The organism is Paenibacillus konkukensis (assembly GCF_023523925.1).
Lineage (GTDB): Bacteria > Bacillota > Bacilli > Paenibacillales > NBRC-103111 > Paenibacillus_S > Paenibacillus_S doosanensis.
In genome coordinates, this window is the sequence record NZ_CP027059.1 from 7190481 (window position 1) to 7208391 (window position 17911).

The window sequence follows — 17911 nt, forward strand, 5'->3', positions numbered from 1 at the left end:
AAGGTTTCTAGAGCTTTCCTCCTAGTGTTTATATAGATGGGGTTTCGTGCAAAGGGATTATGTGCAAAACCTGCAGGTTTTGACGTAATCCCTTTGTTGTTGTTACAATGCTACTACGAAGCTACATAAGAGATAGGGGAACGAAGATGGATTATAAATCGGCAATGAAACAGATTCAGCAGGGAAAAATCGCCCCCGTCTACGTTTGTTACGGCTCCGAATCTTACCTGATTCATGCGCTGACCGACCGATTGACCGAACAGCTTGTCGATCCTGAGCATAAATCGTTCGCCGTAACGAAGTACGACTTGGCGGAAACGCCGCTAGATACGGTGATCGAGGAAGCGGAGACCCTTCCTTTCATGGTCCCGAAAAAGCTGGTTATCGCCGCCAACGCGCTGTTTCTGACCGGTGCGAAGGATAGCTCGAAGGTGGAGCATAAACCGGAGCGGCTGACGGAATATATGAGGACGCCGGCAGACTTCTCGGTTATCGTGTTCACTGTCAATGCGGACAAGCTCGATGAGAGAAAGAAGCTGGTCAAGTCGCTGAAGGAAGCGAATTGTCTGGTGCCTTGCGCTTCTTTGTCGGCTGATGATTTGACAGGCTGGGTCAGGCAGGAGGCGGAGAAGGCGGGATTTACATTTGCTCCGGGCGTTATCGAGCAGTTCATTTTGTATACGGGGACGAATTTGCAGGCGCTGTCCAGCGAGCTGGAGAAATGCGCTTTGTTCGTTGGACGCGGAGGCGTCTTATCGGCCGACGCGCTGGACCAGCTCGTGACGAGAAGCATCGAGCAGAACATTTTTATTTTAATTGAGCATATCGTACAGCTCCAGTTGGAGAAGGCGTTTACGATGCTGTCGGAGCTGCTGCGCCGAAAGGAAGAGCCGATCAAGATCATGTCTCTGATCGCCAGACAATTCCGCATTATGTTCCAAGTGAAGGATTTGCAGCAGCAGGGGTATTCGCAGCAGCAGATGGCTTCCCAGCTTGGACTCCATCCTTATGCGGTCAAGGTAGCTTCCGGCCAATCCAGCCGCTTCGAGCTGAAGAAGCTTGCAAGCATACTGGATCAGCTGTCCGATCTCGATTATCAGATGAAGAGCGGCAAAATTGACAAGGTGCTCGGTTTGGAAATGTTTTTGCTCAAGCTGATCGCTTAATGAATCAAAGAAAAACGGCCGATTCCCGGAGGAATCGGCCGTTTTTCTCGGTCATTAAGCCTGTGCAGAAATCGCGTTAAGCTTTTTAGCCAGACGAGATTTTTTGCGGGCAGCGGCATTTTTATGGATCAAACCTTTAGTTGCTGCTTTGTCCAGCTTTTTGCTGGCAGCAATCAAGGCTGCTTGTGCAGTTTCCACATTGTTGCTAGCTGCAGCAGTTTCAAAGCTCTTAACTGCAGTGCGAAGAGCGGATTTGTGAGATGCGTTGCGAAGACGACGCTTTTCACTTACTTTTACTCTTTTAATCGCGGATTTAATGTTCGGCATTGACGTTCACCTCCTAATACAACTTGCATCAATACATTCGGTGCTTTTTTGTTGACAACTCTTGATATTCTAACATGCCCCATATCAAAATGCAATAGAGTGATTGGGCGTGTCTGACAATTGTTTTGTATAGTGTTTTTGGCTTTGTCACACAATAAACAAGCATACTTATGCTGAAAGGAGACATAAGCCATGGATTTAAGCGCTTATTCCGTCCGAACCGACCTCGCTCTCGAGGCTCACGATATGGCTACCGCATCGGGAACGATCATGCCCGGCGTACATAGGGCCGTAGAAAATCACGAAGGAATCAGAATCAGCACGATCGATATAACATCCGAGGAAGGCGCGCGTGCGATCGGCAAGCTCCCCGGCCATTACATTACGATAGAGGTGCCCGAGCTGCGCCAGAAAGACAGCGATCTTCAGGATCGGGTCGCGACGGTGCTGGCCAAGGAGTTCGAAGGCTATTTGGCGAAGCTGAACGTTCCTCCTATGGCGAAGGTGCTCGTGATCGGGCTGGGCAACTGGAACGTCACTCCCGATGCTCTAGGTCCGATTGTGGTCGAGAATATTATGGTTACGCGCCATTATTTTGAGCTGATGCCCGGCCAAGTGAGCCCCGGATACCGTCCGGTCAGCGCCGTGGCTCCCGGGGTTCTAGGCATTACAGGCATTGAGACGGGAGAAATTGTACAGGGGATTGTGGAAAAATCGAATCCCGATCTGGTCATCGCCATCGACGCCTTGGCTTCTCTCTCGCTGGAGCGGGTCAACACGACGATTCAAATTGCCGATACCGGCATTCATCCGGGATCGGGAATCGGCAATAAACGCAAAGGGCTGACCGTCGATACGCTGGGGGTTCCGGTTATCGCTATCGGAGTTCCGACGGTCGTCTTCGCTTCCACGATCGTGAACAACGCGTTCGATATGATGCATAATCATTTCCTTAAGCAAACCGACAATACGGGCACCATTCTCGGATTGCTCGACAATATGCAGGAGAACGAACGGCTGGAGCTCGTGAAGGAAGTGCTCAATCCGCTGGGACATGACCTGCTCGTTACGCCGAAGGAAATCGACCAGTTTATCGAGGATATCGCTAACATTATCGCCAGCGGCTTGAATGCGGCGCTGCACGATGCCGTCAATGCCGACAATGTGTCAGCCTATACTCACTAGAAGTGTTGAAAAAGCGGCCGCTGAGCCGGTACAGAGTTGGAAACAGCGCAGGAAGGCAGCGATCTGATCGGAAGACGTTCCCGCACGAGCGGCCGGCGTTCTTCACCAGACTTCATGAGCTTATGCAAGGAATCCAAGCGTCCGGGGTAAGGTTATTCGTAACCGATGCCGGGGCGCTTTTTTGCGTTCCGGGCAGTTCGCCGGGAGCATGCTTCGCGAAAGGCTTGCTCCCGGCTCTATGAAGTTTTGGTTCTATCAACCGGATCAAGCTCATAGATTTGTTACTAGAGATCGGCTAACGGCCGCAGATAGGATCATAGCTTTCTATTTTTCGCAAAAAGCCCGGCGACGCTAACCAAATTCGCTTTCCTAACGGAAAGCTCAGCAACGCTTACGAAGAAAGCTTTCCTAACGGAAAGCTCAGTAACGCTTACGAAGAAAGCTTTCCTAACGGAAAGCTCAGTAACGCTTACGAAGAAAGCTTTCCTAACGGAAAGCTCAGTAACGCTTACGAAGAAAGCTTTCCTAACGGAAAGCTCTAAGGAGGTAACCACTCAATGAAATGGACTGCAGTAACCGTCAACTTAAGCAAATATCGCAAAGCGGGACAAGACCTGGGAATCTACTTTCGCATCATTAGCTATCTCGTAACCGGCTGCATCCTGTTTTTCATTATTCTCGGCATGCTGGGATATGCGCAGTCCAAATGGGCCAATACGACGCCTACTTCGTCGATGAAAGGGCTGGCCGCATCCGTTTCAAGCCATTTCTTTACAGATATGCTGGGAATGGAGCTGCCGCAAATGAAGTCGGACAAGCAATCGTTCACTTTCTCTCAATCGAACGTGGCCGGCTTCCTGTTCTCGCTCGTAACGGATCTTAATTTGAAAGATCCCAAAACGTTCATTGCCAGAGAAATGCCGGGCATGGCCGAAGATCGTTCGGTCATTCTCCGCAAAACGACGGCGACCCGCGACGACGGTCCGAGGATTACGGGCCGAAGGGAGACGCCATTCCCACCAACGGCGAAGGCGGCTCCGGTTCCATTACGGCGAATCCGACGGCTCCGGCGGAAGCGGCCGTACAAGGCCCCGCGATTCCCGCCCAAGCGGCGCAGCCGCCGCGGACGGCAGGAAGAAATGTCGTCTTCATCTATCAATCTCACAATCAGGAATCGTATTTGCCCGATCTTCCCGGCGTCAAGGACCCGGACAAAGCGTACGATCCGAAGAAAAATGTGACGCTGGTCGGACTCAGGCTTGCGCAAAAGCTGGAGCAGGACGGCATCGGAGCCGTGCATTCGGATATCAACTATCCGGCGACCGAAAAAAACTTCTATTATCCGTACTCTTATAAATATTCTCTTAAAACGCTGCAGGAGGCTTCGGCCGCGCATCCGGATCTGAAGTTTTATTTCGATATCCACCGCGATTCCCAGCGCAGGGATAAAACGACGGTAACCATCAACGGCAAAGACTACGCACAGCTTTATTTCATTATCGGCGGCAAAAATCCGGACTGGAAAGAAAACGAGCAGTTCGCGTCGCAAATTCACCAGGCGCTGGAGAACAAATATCCGGGCTTGTCCAAAGGCATTTTCGCCAAAGCGGCGGAAGGCAACGGGGTATACAACCAGAACTTTTCTGCCAACAGCGTGCTGATCGAGGTCGGCGGCGTAGACAATTCGCTCGAGGAATGCTATCGGACGGCCGATTTGCTGGCCGACGCCATTACCGAAGTCGTGCTCAACGTGCAGAAGGTGGACGGCGGCGCAGCCGAAGGCGATGCGAAGGACGGCGGCAAAAAGACGAATTAGCGGGTTCATCCGCGAGTAAAGAGTCGGGGGCGTAAGTGCGATGGGAAAAACGTATTTGAGGCTGCTGCTTGTGGTGCTCGGAATCGGCTTCAGCATTTTCTTCGGGGTAGATTTGGCGACCAGAGGCGTTGAACGGGTTCACGGTCCGATCACCGGTCAGGATGCCGCTATCGTTCGTCCGCTGCAGCCGGCGGCGCCGGTCAAACAGCCCGAAGGCCGGGAAGCCGGCGCGGCCGGCAAGACGCAAACCGCCGCCAAGCAAGCGGATAAGGAAGCTAAAGATAAGGCGGCGTCCGAAGCGGCCGAGCCCCGCAAGGAAATTACCGAGGCGTCCGGTATTAACCGGTTTGGCAATAAAGTCGGAGAGCTGCTGCAAATTATCACTTATCACGGAATACGCTGGTTTGTCGCTTTATTCGACGCCATAACGGAGTAAGTCCGAAAAGACGACGGTCATCCATTGCTGCGCACCTTCACAACTGTTATAATTAGAGGTATTGTAAATTTGTAGGTTAGTGAGGGTCCGAGCAGATGGATATTCAAGCCAGACAGAAAAAGATAAGAAACTTCTCGATTATAGCTCACATCGACCACGGTAAATCGACGTTGGCCGACCGTATTCTGGAGTATACGGGAGCTCTCTCGTCCCGCGAAATGCAGGAGCAGGTGCTCGACCAAATGGATCTGGAACGGGAACGGGGCATCACCATCAAGCTGCAAGCCGTGCGTCTGAACTATCGGGCCGATGACGGAGAAGAATATATTTTGAACTTGATAGATACGCCGGGACACGTCGACTTCACTTATGAGGTGTCGCGAAGCCTGGCCGCCTGTGAAGGGGCTTTGCTGGTCGTAGACGCGGCGCAGGGCATCGAAGCGCAGACGCTGGCCAACGTGTACTTGGCATTGGACAACAACCTGGAAATCCTTCCGGTTATTAACAAAATCGACCTGCCCAGCGCGGACCCCGAACGGGTTAAGCAGGAAGTCGAGGATGTGATCGGACTTGATGCGAGCGAAGCGGTGCTGGCTTCGGCCAAAGCCGGCATCGGCATCAAGGAAATTTTGGAGCAGGTCGTACAGAAGGTGCCTGCGCCGACCGGCAATCCGGATATGCCGCTCAAAGCGCTCATTTTCGATTCCCATTACGATCCGTATAAAGGGGTTATCGTATACGTCCGCGTCCTCGACGGAGCGATTCGGGCAGGCTCCAAAATCAAATTCATGGCGACGGACAAAGTGTTCGAGGTGATCGAGGTCGGAGCGTTCAAGCCGCGGATGACGGTCGTCGATTCCTTGGATATCGGCGATGTCGGCTTTATTGTGGCGGGAATTAAAAACGTCGGAGATACGCGGGTCGGGGATACGGTGACCGATGCCAAGAATCCCGCTCCGGAGCCGCTGCCGGGTTACCGCAAAATCAACCCGATGGTATTTTGCGGATTATATCCGATCGAGACGAGCGACTACAACGATCTGCGCGAAGCGCTGGAGAAGCTGCAGCTGAACGATGCGTCGCTAAGCTTTGAGCCTGAAACCTCCACGGCCCTAGGCTTCGGCTTCCGCTGCGGCTTCCTCGGACTGCTGCATATGGACGTCATCCAGGAGCGGATCGAGCGCGAATTCAATATTCCGCTTATTACGACGGCCCCGAGCGTTGTGTTCAAGGTTACGTTGACCAACGGCGATGTAATGAACATCGAGAATCCTTCGTTATTCCCTGAAGTCGGCAAGATCGATTTCGTTGAGGAGCCTTATGTTAAAGCGGCGGTCATCGTGCCTAACGATTATGTCGGAGCGATTATGGAGCTTTGCCAGGGCAAACGCGGCGAATTCGTCAATATGGAATATCTCGATACGACGCGCGTCACCTTGACGTATCAAATACCTCTGGCCGAGATCGTCTATGATTTCTTCGATCAATTGAAATCGAGCACAAAAGGCTACGCCTCCTTCGATTACGAGCTGTCGGGATACAGAAAATCCAATTTGGTCAAGATGGACATCATGCTGAACGGCGAGCAGGTGGATGCGCTGTCGTTTATCGTTCACCGCGACCGCGCTTATAACCGGGGACGGATCATTTGCGAAAAGCTGAAGGATTTGATTCCTCGTCAAATGTTCGAGGTACCGATTCAGGCGGCGATCGGGCAGAAGATCATTTCGCGCGAAACCGTCAAGGCGATGCGCAAAAACGTGCTCGCCAAATGTTACGGCGGCGACATTTCGCGTAAACGCAAGCTGCTGGAGAAGCAGAAGGAAGGCAAGAAGCGGATGAAGCAGGTCGGCAGCGTGGAGGTTCCTCAGGAAGCGTTCATGGCCGTGCTGCGCATCGACGAATAAATAGAGCGAGACAAGCCAGCAGGTGCGCCGAACCGGCGCATCTGCTTTTCCGTTGGGACGGAAAGGAGGGAGCTTCATGATTCAACGTCAAGAAACGCCGCAAGCGGTGTATATTCATATCCCTTTTTGCACGAACAAATGCCATTACTGCGACTTCAATTCGTATGTGCTGAAAGGCCAGCCGGTCATGGATTACCTCGACGCGCTGGAGCGGGAGATGGAGCGGACCGTCGCCGCGGTGCCGCCGCAGGAGATCGAGACGATCTTCGTCGGAGGGGGAACGCCGACCGTCCTGCTGCCGGATCAGATGGCAAGCTTCCTGCGCAGGGTCAACGCCTACTTCCCGCGGCAGTCGCCGCAAATCGAGTTTTCCATGGAAGCGAATCCGGGTACGACCGATTTGGAGAAGCTTCAGGCGATGAAGGAAGGCGGCGTAAATCGGATCAGCTTCGGCGTCCAGTCGTTCGACAACGCGCTGCTGGAGGGAATCGGCCGGATTCATAACACGGACGACGTATACCGCAGTCTGGAAAATGCGCGCAAGGCGGGCTTTACCAACATGTCGATCGATCTGATGTTCGGATTGCCGAAGCAGACGGTACAGACGATGCACGACACGCTGGATAAGGCGCTGGCGCTGGATTTGCCGCACTACTCCATCTACAGCCTGAAAGTGGAAGAAAACACGCTGTTCCATACGCTGTATCAAAAAAATCAGCTTCCGCTGCCCGAAGAAGACGAGGAGCTGGATATGTTTCTGCTCATTATGGAGCGTCTGAAGCAGGCGGGGTACACGCAGTATGAAATCAGCAATTTTGCGAAGCCGGGCTACGAAAGCCGCCACAACAGCATGTACTGGCTCAACCGCAGCTACTACGGGCTCGGCGCAGGCGCGCACGGCTATACTTACGGACGCAGACACGTCAATATCAAAGGCGTTCAGCCTTACATCGACGCTACGCGGCGGGGGCTTCCGCTGCTGGAGGAATATGAGATCAGCCGGCAGGATGCGATGGAAGACTTCATGATGGTCGGGCTGCGGCTGCTGCGCGGCGTAACGAGATCGGATTTTCGCAGACAGTTCGGCAGCGAGCTGGAATCGGTGTTCGGGGACGTGCTGAAGAAGCTGCTCGGACTTCAATTGCTGGAGGAGACGGAGGACGGCTACAAGCTGTCGGATAAAGGAGTGCTTTACGGCAACGAGGTGTTCGGAGAGTTTTTGAGCGTATAGAAATTCAGAAACGAAATTCAGAAACGTACAACTGACATAGAGACCGCCGTCCGGCATATTTTCTTTCCGCTCTGAACGGCATGAAAAGCCGTCGCTTCCGCAAGGGAACGCTTTGTAAAAAAGACTTCGAATCGAAGTTTTTTTTATATTGAAAACTTTATACGTCTTGTTGTATATTTATTCATATCGAATTTATTACATGAATGGTGGGTTTTCTATGGCAGTCACATGCAGAAAAGCAACAAAGCAGGATATCGATACTCTTTATGACATAATACAGGGCTATGCAGAGCAGGGGATCATGCTGCCGAGGTCGCGCGAAACGCTGGCCGAACAGATCGATACCTTTGTTGTGGCTGTTATAGAAGACAGGCTCGTCGGCTGCGGTTCTTTGACCCGCTTGGGCCAGGATTTGGTGGAGATTCGTTCCCTCGGCGTAACGGACGGTTACAAGGGCCAAGGCATAGGCAAGGCCGTCGTGAGCTTTCTAATAGAAGAAGCGAGAAGACAGGAAATTCCCAAAGTGATGGCTTTGACCTACGAGGTCGGATTTTTCGAAAGAAACGGTTTTACCGTCGTGCAGAAAGAGATTTTTCCGGAAAAGGTATGGACAGATTGCATTCACTGCAAAAAGCAGCATTGCTGCGACGAAATAGCCGTTCTGAAGCGGATCGATTGACTTGACACAGACCTTCGGGTCTGTTATTTTTGTATTATGATTTAGCACTCGACAGTTCGGAGTGCTAACGACGGGTGGGAAAAGCAGGTTTCGACGATTTACGATTTTCGGGAGGGTTGAATATGTTGACCGAGCGCCAGCGTCATATTTTAAGTGCCATCGTAGATGATTATATTCGTTCAGCAGAGCCGGTGGGCTCCCGCAGTATTTCCAAACGCGGCAATGTGGGATTCAGCCCTGCCACGATCCGTAATGAAATGTCGGACCTGGAAGAGATGGGCTATCTCGAACAGCCGCATACGTCCGCAGGGCGGATTCCTTCGCATAAAGGGTACCGTTATTATGTGGACCATCTGATTAAGCTCGGCAGCCTCGCCCAGCATGAGGTGGAGGCGCTGAAAGTTTTTTTTGCCGATAAAATGCAGGAGATGGAGCAAGTCGTTCAACATGTAGCGATGATGTTGTCCAACCTGACCAATTATACGTCCATCGTGATGGGACCGGAGATGTTCAGCACGACGCTGCGCCATCTGCAGATCGTGCCGCTGAACGAACGGACGGCCGTCGCCATTATCGTCACGAATACGGGGCATGTCGAGAATAAGACGGTAACGATTCCCGAAGGCATCTCGATGTCCGAGGTGGAGAAGTTCGTTAATATTTTGAATGCGCGGCTCGGCAATGTACCGCTCATTCATTTCAAGTCGAAGCTGTTCTCCGAAGCCGGAGAAGAAATGCGCAGCTATGTGACGGGCTATCAGGAATTGATGGCGATGCTGAACGGCGTTGTGGATCAGGGAGAAGAGGACCGCATCTTCTTGAGCGGGACGACCAATATGCTGACGCAGCCCGAGTTTCAGGACATGGAAAAAGTAAAAAGCATTCTGGATTTGCTGGCCGAGACGCCGGTGCTCGCCAAACTGATTACAGGCACGCCGGCCGGCATCCAGGTTCGAATAGGCAGTGAAAATTCGGTTGAAGCCATAAATGATTGCAGCTTAATTACGGCGTCGTACTCGTTTGACGGCAAGCATCTCGGAACGATCGGCATTCTCGGCCCGACGCGGATGGATTACGGTAAAGTGATTAATCTGCTCGATTACTTGTCCAAGGATATGACGCTGATGCTGGAGCGGTGGTACAGATGAGTCAAACAAAGCCTGTTTCGCACGAGAGCGACGATACGTATGCAACGCTGCTAAATAATGCCGGGGCTATCCGGGCGATTTGTTCGGCTGTCGAAGGTACGCTCGGGCCCAAGGGGCTCGATACGATGCTTGTCGGCGGACAGGGCGAGGTCATTATTACGAATGACGGCGTCACGATTCTCGAGAAGATGGATGTTACCCATCCTGCGGCGCGTCTGTTGATTCAGGTCGCGCGCTCGCAGCAGCAGCAGGTCGGAGACGGGACGACGACCGCTACCGTCTTGGCCGGCGCGCTGGTAGCCGAAGGGGTCGCGCAGGTGACCCGGGGTGTGCCGGTAGCCAAGGTCGTGAAGGGGATTCAGGAAGGCGTGGCGGCCGCTTTGCAGTCGCTTGCCGCCCGGAGCCGGCGCATCGAAGGCTTGAAGGACCCGCTGCTGTACAGGATCGGCTATATTGCGGGACGCGAACACGGCGACCTGGCGGAGCTGATCCTGGAGGGAGCGAGAAAGCTTGGCGTGCATAAGCTGCAGGAGGAAAGCTTCCGCTACGCGGATGTCGTTATTTCCCACAGCCGGGCTGTCAGCGAGGTATGGCCGGGGCTGCTGATTCAGAAGAAGCCGATTAACGCGCAGCTCGATTTCCCTCCGGATGCCGCGTCGGTGCTGGTATTCCAGGATGCCTTCGAGCCGGAGACGATCGACGAGGAAGCGCTGATGACCGAGGCGGGCTTCCAAAAGCAGATGCAGCTTAAGGAGCAATTCCGGCTGTCGCTGGAGAAGCTCGTCGAGCTGCAGGTCGGGCTGATTATCGCCGACCGGGGCGTCAACGCCGAGGCGGAGCAGTTCTGCACCGACCACGGCATCATGGTCGTGCAGCGGGTGCCGCGCCACGATATCCGGCTCGTGTGCGAATATACGGGCGCGCGGCCGATCCGCCGCAGCGGGCTGCGCAAGCCTGCCTCCGAGCTGGCAGGCTATCTCGGCTTCGCCGGGCGCGTCTCGTACGACGATCGCCTCGAATGCGTCCGCATGGCCGAAGGCAAAGGGCGGACGCAGGTGACGATCGTCGTCGGCGCCAGCACGAGCGAGGTCGTCGGCGAGCGGCTGCGAATCGCCAAAGACGCCGCATCCGCCGTGCAGGCTGCGCTGCGCGGCGGATGCTTGCCGGGCGGCGGCGCGGCCGAGATGGCCGCCGCCTATGATCTGGATCGTCTGCGCGAGACGATCCAGGGGATGGAGGGCTTCGGCGTCGCCGCCGTAGCCCAGGCGCTGCGCAAGCCGCTCGCCCAGATCGTCGTCAACGCCGGTTACAATCCGCTGGAGAAGGTGGAGGAAGTGAAGGCGGCGCAGATTAACGCAGGCTCCGACGCGCTGGGCATCGATTGCGATACCGGAGCCGTTGTCGACATGATCGGGCGCGGTGTCGTGGACCCTGCGCAGGTGAAGCTTCATGCTTTGCAGGCTGCGGGCGAGGTTGCCGCGGCGGTGCTGCGGATTCATACGGTAATTAAGATGAAACAGCCTCGCTCGGAGGAATGAAGCGCAAGCGCTAGTTATTATCCAGTCAACCTGCGGTGAACAGATCTTGAAAGGCTACTCCCGGCAGGGGATGGTTACAATAGACCTATTGATAGGTGGAGTCCAAATAAGGAGGTGACATAAGATTGAGTACTGAAACAAACAAACCATTGGATGATCAAGCGGACAGCGAGCAACAGGTTGACGCTACATATACAGAAGCAAGCGAAGCTGCCGAAGCCGCGCAAGAAGCGGTTTCCGAACAATCCGGCGAGCTGGATAAGCTTCGGCAGCAAGCGGATGAGCACTATCAGCGTTTTCTGCGCACGCAAGCGGATTTCGATAATTTCCGCAGACGGACGCGTCAAGAAAAGGAAGAGTTTGCGAAGTATGCTTCCTTGAAGCTGATTGAGCAGCTTCTGCCTGTGGTGGATAACTTCGAGCGCGCTCTGGTCGCGGGAAAAGACAACAACGATTACGATGCGCTGCTTAAGGGCGTTGATATGATATTCCGTCAATTCGAACAGGTTCTGGCAGGCGAAGGGCTGCAAGCTATGGAAGCCGTAGGGCAGCCGTTCAATCCTGAATTCCATCAGGCTATCATGCAGGTAGATTCCGACGAGCATGAGGAAGGAATCGTTGTCGAGGAAGTACAGAAAGGCTACATGCTTAAAGACAAGGTGCTTCGCCCGGCTATGGTTAAGGTCAGCTCCTAGAGGCGGATCGGCGGCTAAAGAGGCACTCGAGGCATTATATCGCTTGAACATTTAAAGGAGGTTCTATCAACATGAGTAAAGTTATCGGTATTGACTTGGGAACGACAAACTCTTGTGTTGCCGTAATGGAAGGCGGCGAAGCCGTTGTTATTCCTAACCCGGAAGGCAACCGTACGACTCCTTCCGTAGTAGGCTTCAAAAAGGACGGAGAGCGCGTCATCGGCGAAACGGCCAAACGCCAAGCGATCACGAATCCGGACCGCACCGTCATTTCGATTAAGCGTCATATGGGGACCAATCATAAAGAAGTGATCGACGGCGCCGAATATACGCCGCAAGAAATTTCCGCTATGATTTTGCAAAAGCTGAAAGCCGATGCGGAAGCGTATCTGGGCACGACCGTAACGCAAGCGGTTATTACGGTTCCGGCATATTTCAACGACAGCCAGCGCCAAGCGACGAAGGACGCCGGTAAAATCGCCGGTCTGGAAGTGCTGCGGATCGTCAACGAACCTACGGCGGCGGCTTTGGCTTACGGCATGGAGAAATCCGAAGACCAAACGATCCTTGTTTACGACTTGGGCGGCGGTACTTTCGACGTATCTATCCTTGAGCTGGGCGACGGCTTCTTCGAAGTTAAAGCGACCAGCGGCGACAACCGTTTGGGCGGCGACGACTTCGACCAAGTGATCATCGACTATTTGGTAGCCGAGTTCAAAAAAGAGCAAGGTATCGACCTGAGCAAAGACAAAGCGGCTGTACAGCGTTTGAAAGACGCCGCCGAAAAAGCGAAAAAAGAGCTTTCCGGCGTGCTTACGACGACGATTTCCTTGCCGTTTATTACGGTTGTGGACGGGGTGCCTCAGCACTTGGAGCTTAACCTGACCCGCGCCAAATTCGAAGAGCTGTCCGCTGGCCTCGTAGAAAGAACGATGGGACCGGCTCGTCAGGCGCTGAGCGATGCCGGCTTGTCTCCAAGCCAAATCGATAAAGTCGTGCTTGTCGGCGGTTCCACACGGATTCCGGCCGTACAAGAAGCGGTGAAGCGTTTGATCGGCAAAGAGCCGCACAAAGGCGTGAACCCGGATGAAGTCGTTGCCCTGGGCGCTGCCGTGCAAGCGGGCGTATTGACAGGCGACGTGAAAGACGTCGTACTGCTCGACGTAACTCCTTTGTCCCTCGGGATCGAAACGGCCGGCGGCGTATTCACGAAAATGATCGACCGCAATACGACGATTCCTACGACCAAATCGCAGGTGTTTACGACTTATGCGGACAATCAGCCTAGCGTAGAAATTCACGTGCTTCAAGGCGAGCGCGCGATGGCTAACGATAACAAAACATTGGGCCGCTTTATTCTGGGCGACATTCCTCCGGCTCCGCGCGGCATTCCGCAAATCGAAGTTACCTTCGATATCGACGCGAACGGGATCGTAAATGTCAACGCTACGGATAAAGGCACAGGCAAAAGCCAAAAAATTACGATTACTTCTTCCAGCGGTTTGTCCGAAGATGAAATCGACCGCATGATGAAGGATGCCGAATCCCATGCGGAAGAAGACCGTAAGCGTAAAGATTTGGTAGAGGCTCGCAACAATGCGGATCAACTGGTATACTCTGTAGATAAAACTATTAAAGATCTCGGAGATAAAGTGGATCAAGCCGAAATCGACAAAGCGAACGCCGCTAAAGAAAAATTGAAAAAAGCTTTGGAAGGCGACAGCCTGGACGAAATCAAAGCGGCGAGCGACGAGCTGACGGAAGTCGTGCAGCAGCTTTCCGTGAAACTGTATGAGCAAGCTTCCCAACAAGCGCAAGCGGGAGAAGCCGGCGCAGCGGGCGGAGAAGGCGCACCGAAAAAAGACAACGTCGTAGACGCTGACTTTGAGGTTGTCGACGACAAGAAGCAAGGCTAATATCCGCTGCAATCTATACGGGATCGAAGGTCAAAGCCGCTTGCCGGCTTTGACTTTCCCTATGTTGTGCACCAATTATGCGCATGCGGCCCTTTTACTGGCGCAGCGCGCGTAACACGGGGGTTCTTCGAACTTGGAATAGCTTCCTGGTCCGGGGACTTTTCATGGCTTTAAGAATGGGAGTGGAACTATGAGCAAACGCGATTATTACGAGGTACTTGGGGTAGGCAAAGACGCTTCGCAGGATGAAATTAAAAAGGCTTACCGTCAAATGGCCCGTCAATTCCATCCTGACGTAAACAAAGCTTCCGACGCTGAACAGAAGTTCAAGGAAGCCAAAGAAGCGTACGACGTTCTTAGCGACGACCAGAAAAAGGCGCAATATGACCGTTTCGGCCATGTGGACCCGAATCAGGGGATGGGCGGCTTTGGCGGCGGCAATGCGGATTTCGGCGGATTCGGCGACTTGTTCGACATGTTCTTCGGCGGAAACGGGCAGCGGCGCAATCCAAACGCCCCTCAGCGCGGGAACGATCTGCAATATACTTTGACCATCGAGTTCAAGGAAGCGGTATTCGGCAAAGAAACGGATATTCACATCCCGCGTACCGAAACTTGCGACACCTGCCACGGAAACGGAGCCAAACCGGGAACGAAGCCGGATACTTGTTCCGTTTGTCATGGCAGTGGCCAGCAGGAAGTTGTGCAAAATACGGCTTTCGGACGCATCGTAAACCGCCGGGTCTGCTCGGCTTGTAACGGCCAGGGCGTCATTATTAAGGACAAATGCTCCACTTGTCACGGCGCGGGGAAAGTGAAGAAGCAGCGGACGATCCACCTGAATATTCCTGCCGGCGTGGACGACGGAGCCCAGCTGCGCGTATCCGGGGAAGGGGAATCGGGTACTCGCGGCGGTCCTGCGGGTGACTTGTACGTCGTTATTCGCGTGAAGGCGCACGATTTCTTCGAACGCGAAGGCGACGACATTTACTGCGAAATCCCGCTGACCTTCACTCAGGCTGCGCTCGGCGATGAGATTGAAATCCCGACGCTGACCGAAAAGGTCAAGCTGAAAATCCCTGCCGGCACACAGACGGATACGTACTTCCGCCTGAAAGGCAAAGGAGTGCCGCGGCTGCGCGGCTACGGTCAAGGGGATCAGCATGTGAAGGTGGTCGTCGTAACGCCGACCAATATGAATGAGGAACAGAGGGAGCTGCTGCGCGAATTCGCCCGCCAAAGCGGAGAACATACGCATGAGCAGCAGCAAACGATTTTTGAACGAATGAAAAAAGCGTTTCTTGGCGATTAACGTCGTCGCAAGCCGGCGGTAATTCGGTTGAGCGGCTGCGGAACGCTGCTCGCTCCATCGGCGCACCCGGAGGCCTATACCTCTCGGTGCGCTTTTTTGCGCTTTGATGAACGATGTCCCTTTTCCTTGCCGGGGGTGATATGAAGCCGTCGCTTGCTTGGCCGCAGTGCCTGCATATTCTTCATGCTTTTGCGGACAATAGGAGAAGCATTCTATAACATAACGCGAGGAGAGAGCCGCTATGCCAAAATCGAACGAAGGCCATAAGCAAAATCAGAAGCTGCCGATCGCCAAAGAGGAAGATGTAGAATATAACGCCGAATTTGCCGACGAGGAAGATATGGAAGCGGGACAACGCGCCGAACAAGCGGATGCGCGTCAACAATCTTAGCTGACCCTCGTATGGGCAGAGAGGGGATCAAATCGTGGCTGAAAAAAACATATTGGCCTTTTTTCATACATCCGAGCAAGCGGAGCGCATCGTACCGAAGCTGAAGGCGCTCAGAGCGATCGACGTTTCCGTAGACCGCATCCATCAGATTAACGGAACGGGCGTAAGCGAATCGATGAATCCTTTGACCGGAAGCTTTCCGGGACTCTCCTTTTTAACGTTGGGTCAGGAAGGAGAAGGGATCGACGAAGGCATTTTGTCGGCGGCGAGCGTAGACGCCAGCGGAATGAGCGCTCCGATGGAGGAAGTGTTTTCGGGGGATTTCGGCGGCACGGACCGGATGGACACGCTGCTCACCGTCGTCATTGACGAACAGTACTATGACAAGGCGATGAGGGTCATTGAAGAAGCCGGCGGTAAAATCTAAGGCTGCCGCGCCAGAAACCGAGAGTTTCCCGCTGGGGGAGCTCTTTTTTTGATAAAATGGGTCTTCAACAGGCTGGAACCCCGGCCTCGAAACGGCCTTCCATAGGCTTAGGTTTACCTTTTCCTCAAAATTCGTTATCATTAGTTTGTAAAGTCCAGCGGTATGATGTCAAGTCCCCGAATCGGTCGAATTGGAAATTTTCTTGGCTGTAACAGCTGGGAGTGCCGAAAAAAGGACAGCTCAAACTAAACCCAGCGAAAAATCGAGATAATATCCAGATTTTAACTGGGAATTATGCCAGGGACTTTAGCAAAGGAGGCGTTAATCCTTCGCAGGCGTCGCCTTCTTCCGTGGCGTATAGAGTTGGCCGTTGCGTAGCAGCACATCGACCAGACGCACAAGCTTTCTTGCGGTTAAGACGAGGGCGCGTTTATGTTGGTGCTTGGGCACTTCCTTGTATTTCTTCCGGTAGTACTCGCCGAATTCTTCATCGCGGTTCTTTACCGAGTTGGCAGCTTCAACGAGGTAATAGCGAAGGAATCGGTTGCCGGATTTAATCCGTTTGGTGTCTTCGGCTTCAAAGGCGCCAGACTGGCTCTTGCGCCAGGTGAGGCCAGCATACTTGGCGACAGCGGCTTGGTCGCTAAAGCGCTCGATGTCACCGATCTCGGCAAGGATGCCAGCGGCATAGACGCGATCAATGCCGGGAACAGAACGCAGGCACAGGGAGCCAGGGATCGTCTCGAGAATTTGCTCAATCGCCTTGTCCAAATCCTTGAGCTGAGCCTGGATGCTCCGGATTGCTTGAATGGATGTACCCAGCACAAGATCAATGGAATCCTCGACGACTTTGGACAGCCGGTAAGAGGCTCTGGCCGCTTTCTGAATGCAGCGCGCGACGTTCTCGGGATCCGGGAAGCGATTGCGCCCCTTGTCCCGCAAGTAGTCGGCCAGATCGCCGACATCCATCGTCGCGATGTCGTCCAGACTGTACTTTTCGGAGAGCATCTCAAGGATGGCATGGCCGAACACCGAGCTCTCGACTTCGGTCGTGAAGGCATTGCACTTGTAGAACAGGTTTTGCAAGAAGTACTGTTTCTCGCGCGTCAGGTTATGGATCAAGTGAAACCGCATGCGCGTTAAACGCTGGAGCGCAACATACTGCTCCTGCATGACAATGGTGGTTGTCAGCCGCCCGAAGCGCAGACGGTCCGCAATCACCCAGGCATCAAGCCGGTCGGTTTTATTCAGGTCGGGATAGGTTTCTCGGAACTTGCTGACCAACTTTGGATTCATGGTAAAGACCTTGGTATGGCGCTCCTGGAGTGTAGGGTCACTATGCAGGTACATGGCGGGATGCCAGCTGTAGACCGAGGTCGATTCAAGCCCAATGTGAATCTCGGAGACCGCGTGCTTGTCCGCTAGGGCAACGATGCGATCTCGCAGATGAGCAGCCCCCTCCAGATTGTTTTTCACTGTGAGGGTCTCGAGCTTATCCCCGTCTGTGTTCATGAAACACGTTTCCAGTTCTTTCGAACTGACGTCAATACCGACAAAAAGCGTCAAATGGAATTTCCTCCTTTCGATGAGGGATGCAGGGAATAGACTCTCCGGGATGCCTCCGGCGCACGCGCAGATCAATCACCCTCGCCTATAAGAACACGCTTCGGTCCATGAGCTGCCCTGGCTTGCTAGGCCAGGCACGGGGTGCCGAAGGGAACGGCCAGCGGGTCAGAA

General features: G+C 53.7%; 17 protein-coding genes. 15 read left to right on the top strand and 2 right to left on the bottom strand.

The window, feature by feature from the left end; genetic code table 11:
* Window positions 1-146 precede the first annotated feature (146 nt).
* The gene (holA, locus tag SK3146_RS31240; RefSeq protein WP_249862455.1) at window positions 147-1166 is read left to right on the top strand and encodes a DNA polymerase III subunit delta; all 1020 of its coding nucleotides are present in this window, start codon (window positions 147-149) and stop codon (window positions 1164-1166) included.
* A 54-nt stretch (window positions 1167-1220) separates the two neighbouring features.
* Here holA and rpsT read toward each other — a convergent pair whose 3' ends face one another.
* Entirely contained in the window at window positions 1221-1493 is a 273-nt protein-coding gene (gene rpsT / locus SK3146_RS31245) for a 30S ribosomal protein S20 (RefSeq protein ID WP_249862456.1), read from the bottom strand.
* 192 nt (window positions 1494-1685) lie between these two features.
* Between rpsT and gpr the strand changes: the two genes are divergently transcribed.
* The 14 genes from gpr to SK3146_RS31315 all read left to right on the top strand — a co-directional run bounded on the left by gpr (window position 1686) and on the right by SK3146_RS31315 (window position 16174).
* Entirely contained in the window at window positions 1686-2678 is a 993-nt protein-coding gene (gene gpr / locus SK3146_RS31250) for a GPR endopeptidase (RefSeq protein WP_249862457.1), read from the top strand.
* A 557-nt stretch (window positions 2679-3235) separates the two neighbouring features.
* Complete coding sequence (locus tag SK3146_RS31255; protein ID WP_249862458.1) at window positions 3236-3919, top strand: hypothetical protein; 684 nt, start codon at window positions 3236-3238, stop codon at window positions 3917-3919.
* Window positions 3829-4494 carry a stage II sporulation protein P gene (gene spoIIP / locus SK3146_RS31260; protein ID WP_434006919.1) on the top strand — a complete coding sequence of 222 codons (666 nt, stop codon included), beginning with the start codon at window positions 3829-3831 and terminating at the stop codon, window positions 4492-4494. The genes SK3146_RS31255 and spoIIP overlap by 91 nt, the downstream gene beginning before the upstream one ends.
* A gap of 40 nt (window positions 4495-4534) precedes the next feature.
* A complete protein-coding gene (locus SK3146_RS31265) occupies window positions 4535-4930 on the top strand; it encodes a hypothetical protein (protein WP_249862460.1) in 396 nt (131 codons plus the stop codon).
* Between the two features lie 95 nt (window positions 4931-5025).
* Window positions 5026-6837, top strand: coding sequence for a translation elongation factor 4 (gene lepA, locus SK3146_RS31270; protein WP_249862461.1), 1812 nt, complete (start codon window positions 5026-5028; stop codon window positions 6835-6837).
* A 76-nt stretch (window positions 6838-6913) separates the two neighbouring features.
* Window positions 6914-8068 carry a radical SAM family heme chaperone HemW gene (hemW, locus tag SK3146_RS31275; protein WP_249862462.1) on the top strand — a complete coding sequence of 385 codons (1155 nt, stop codon included), beginning with the start codon at window positions 6914-6916 and terminating at the stop codon, window positions 8066-8068.
* Between the two features lie 217 nt (window positions 8069-8285).
* Window positions 8286-8747, top strand: a complete 462-nt coding sequence (locus SK3146_RS31280) for an N-acetyltransferase (RefSeq protein ID WP_249862463.1) — start codon at window positions 8286-8288, stop codon at window positions 8745-8747.
* A 122-nt stretch (window positions 8748-8869) separates the two neighbouring features.
* Complete coding sequence (gene hrcA, locus SK3146_RS31285) at window positions 8870-9895, top strand: heat-inducible transcriptional repressor HrcA (RefSeq protein WP_249866498.1); 1026 nt, start codon at window positions 8870-8872, stop codon at window positions 9893-9895.
* A complete protein-coding gene (locus tag SK3146_RS31290; RefSeq protein WP_249862464.1) occupies window positions 9892-11433 on the top strand; it encodes a TCP-1/cpn60 chaperonin family protein in 1542 nt (513 codons plus the stop codon). The genes hrcA and SK3146_RS31290 overlap by 4 nt, the downstream gene beginning before the upstream one ends.
* Before the next feature lie 125 nt (window positions 11434-11558).
* The gene (gene grpE / locus SK3146_RS31295) at window positions 11559-12128 is read left to right on the top strand and encodes a nucleotide exchange factor GrpE (protein WP_249862465.1); all 570 of its coding nucleotides are present in this window, start codon (window positions 11559-11561) and stop codon (window positions 12126-12128) included.
* A 71-nt stretch (window positions 12129-12199) separates the two neighbouring features.
* A complete protein-coding gene (gene dnaK, locus SK3146_RS31300; protein ID WP_249862466.1) occupies window positions 12200-14044 on the top strand; it encodes a molecular chaperone DnaK in 1845 nt (614 codons plus the stop codon).
* Between the two features lie 190 nt (window positions 14045-14234).
* On the top strand, window positions 14235-15356 hold the full coding sequence (gene dnaJ, locus SK3146_RS31305) for a molecular chaperone DnaJ (protein WP_249862467.1): 1122 nt from the start codon (window positions 14235-14237) through the stop codon (window positions 15354-15356).
* A gap of 241 nt (window positions 15357-15597) precedes the next feature.
* Window positions 15598-15747 (top strand): YfhD family protein, encoded by a 150-nt coding sequence (locus SK3146_RS31310; RefSeq protein WP_249862468.1) that lies wholly within the window; start codon window positions 15598-15600, stop codon window positions 15745-15747.
* 34 nt (window positions 15748-15781) lie between these two features.
* Window positions 15782-16174: a hypothetical protein gene (locus tag SK3146_RS31315; protein ID WP_249862469.1), complete on the top strand. Its 393-nt coding sequence runs from the start codon at window positions 15782-15784 to the stop codon at window positions 16172-16174.
* Between the two features lie 321 nt (window positions 16175-16495).
* On the opposite strand, the gene SK3146_RS31320 is transcribed toward SK3146_RS31315, so the two are convergent.
* Window positions 16496-17740, bottom strand: coding sequence for an IS110 family RNA-guided transposase (locus SK3146_RS31320; RefSeq protein ID WP_249862470.1), 1245 nt, complete (start codon window positions 17738-17740; stop codon window positions 16496-16498).
* Window positions 17741-17911: the final 171 nt, after the last annotated feature.

Coding starts and splice junctions, on each gene's coding strand:
- lepA (WP_249862461.1), top strand. CDS start 5,026: ATGGATATTCAAGCCAGACAGAAAAAGATAAGAAACTTCTCGATTATA.
- SK3146_RS31265 (WP_249862460.1), top strand. CDS start 4,535: ATGGGAAAAACGTATTTGAGGCTGCTGCTTGTGGTGCTCGGAATCGGC.
- gpr (WP_249862457.1), top strand. CDS start 1,686: ATGGATTTAAGCGCTTATTCCGTCCGAACCGACCTCGCTCTCGAGGCT.
- SK3146_RS31280 (WP_249862463.1), top strand. CDS start 8,286: ATGGCAGTCACATGCAGAAAAGCAACAAAGCAGGATATCGATACTCTT.
- hemW (WP_249862462.1), top strand. CDS start 6,914: ATGATTCAACGTCAAGAAACGCCGCAAGCGGTGTATATTCATATCCCT.
- dnaK (WP_249862466.1), top strand. CDS start 12,200: ATGAGTAAAGTTATCGGTATTGACTTGGGAACGACAAACTCTTGTGTT.
- dnaJ (WP_249862467.1), top strand. CDS start 14,235: ATGAGCAAACGCGATTATTACGAGGTACTTGGGGTAGGCAAAGACGCT.
- SK3146_RS31255 (WP_249862458.1), top strand. CDS start 3,236: ATGAAATGGACTGCAGTAACCGTCAACTTAAGCAAATATCGCAAAGCG.
- SK3146_RS31310 (WP_249862468.1), top strand. CDS start 15,598: ATGCCAAAATCGAACGAAGGCCATAAGCAAAATCAGAAGCTGCCGATC.
- rpsT (WP_249862456.1), bottom strand. CDS start 1,493: ATGCCGAACATTAAATCCGCGATTAAAAGAGTAAAAGTAAGTGAAAAG.
- holA (WP_249862455.1), top strand. CDS start 147: ATGGATTATAAATCGGCAATGAAACAGATTCAGCAGGGAAAAATCGCC.
- SK3146_RS31290 (WP_249862464.1), top strand. CDS start 9,892: ATGAGTCAAACAAAGCCTGTTTCGCACGAGAGCGACGATACGTATGCA.
- hrcA (WP_249866498.1), top strand. CDS start 8,870: ATGTTGACCGAGCGCCAGCGTCATATTTTAAGTGCCATCGTAGATGAT.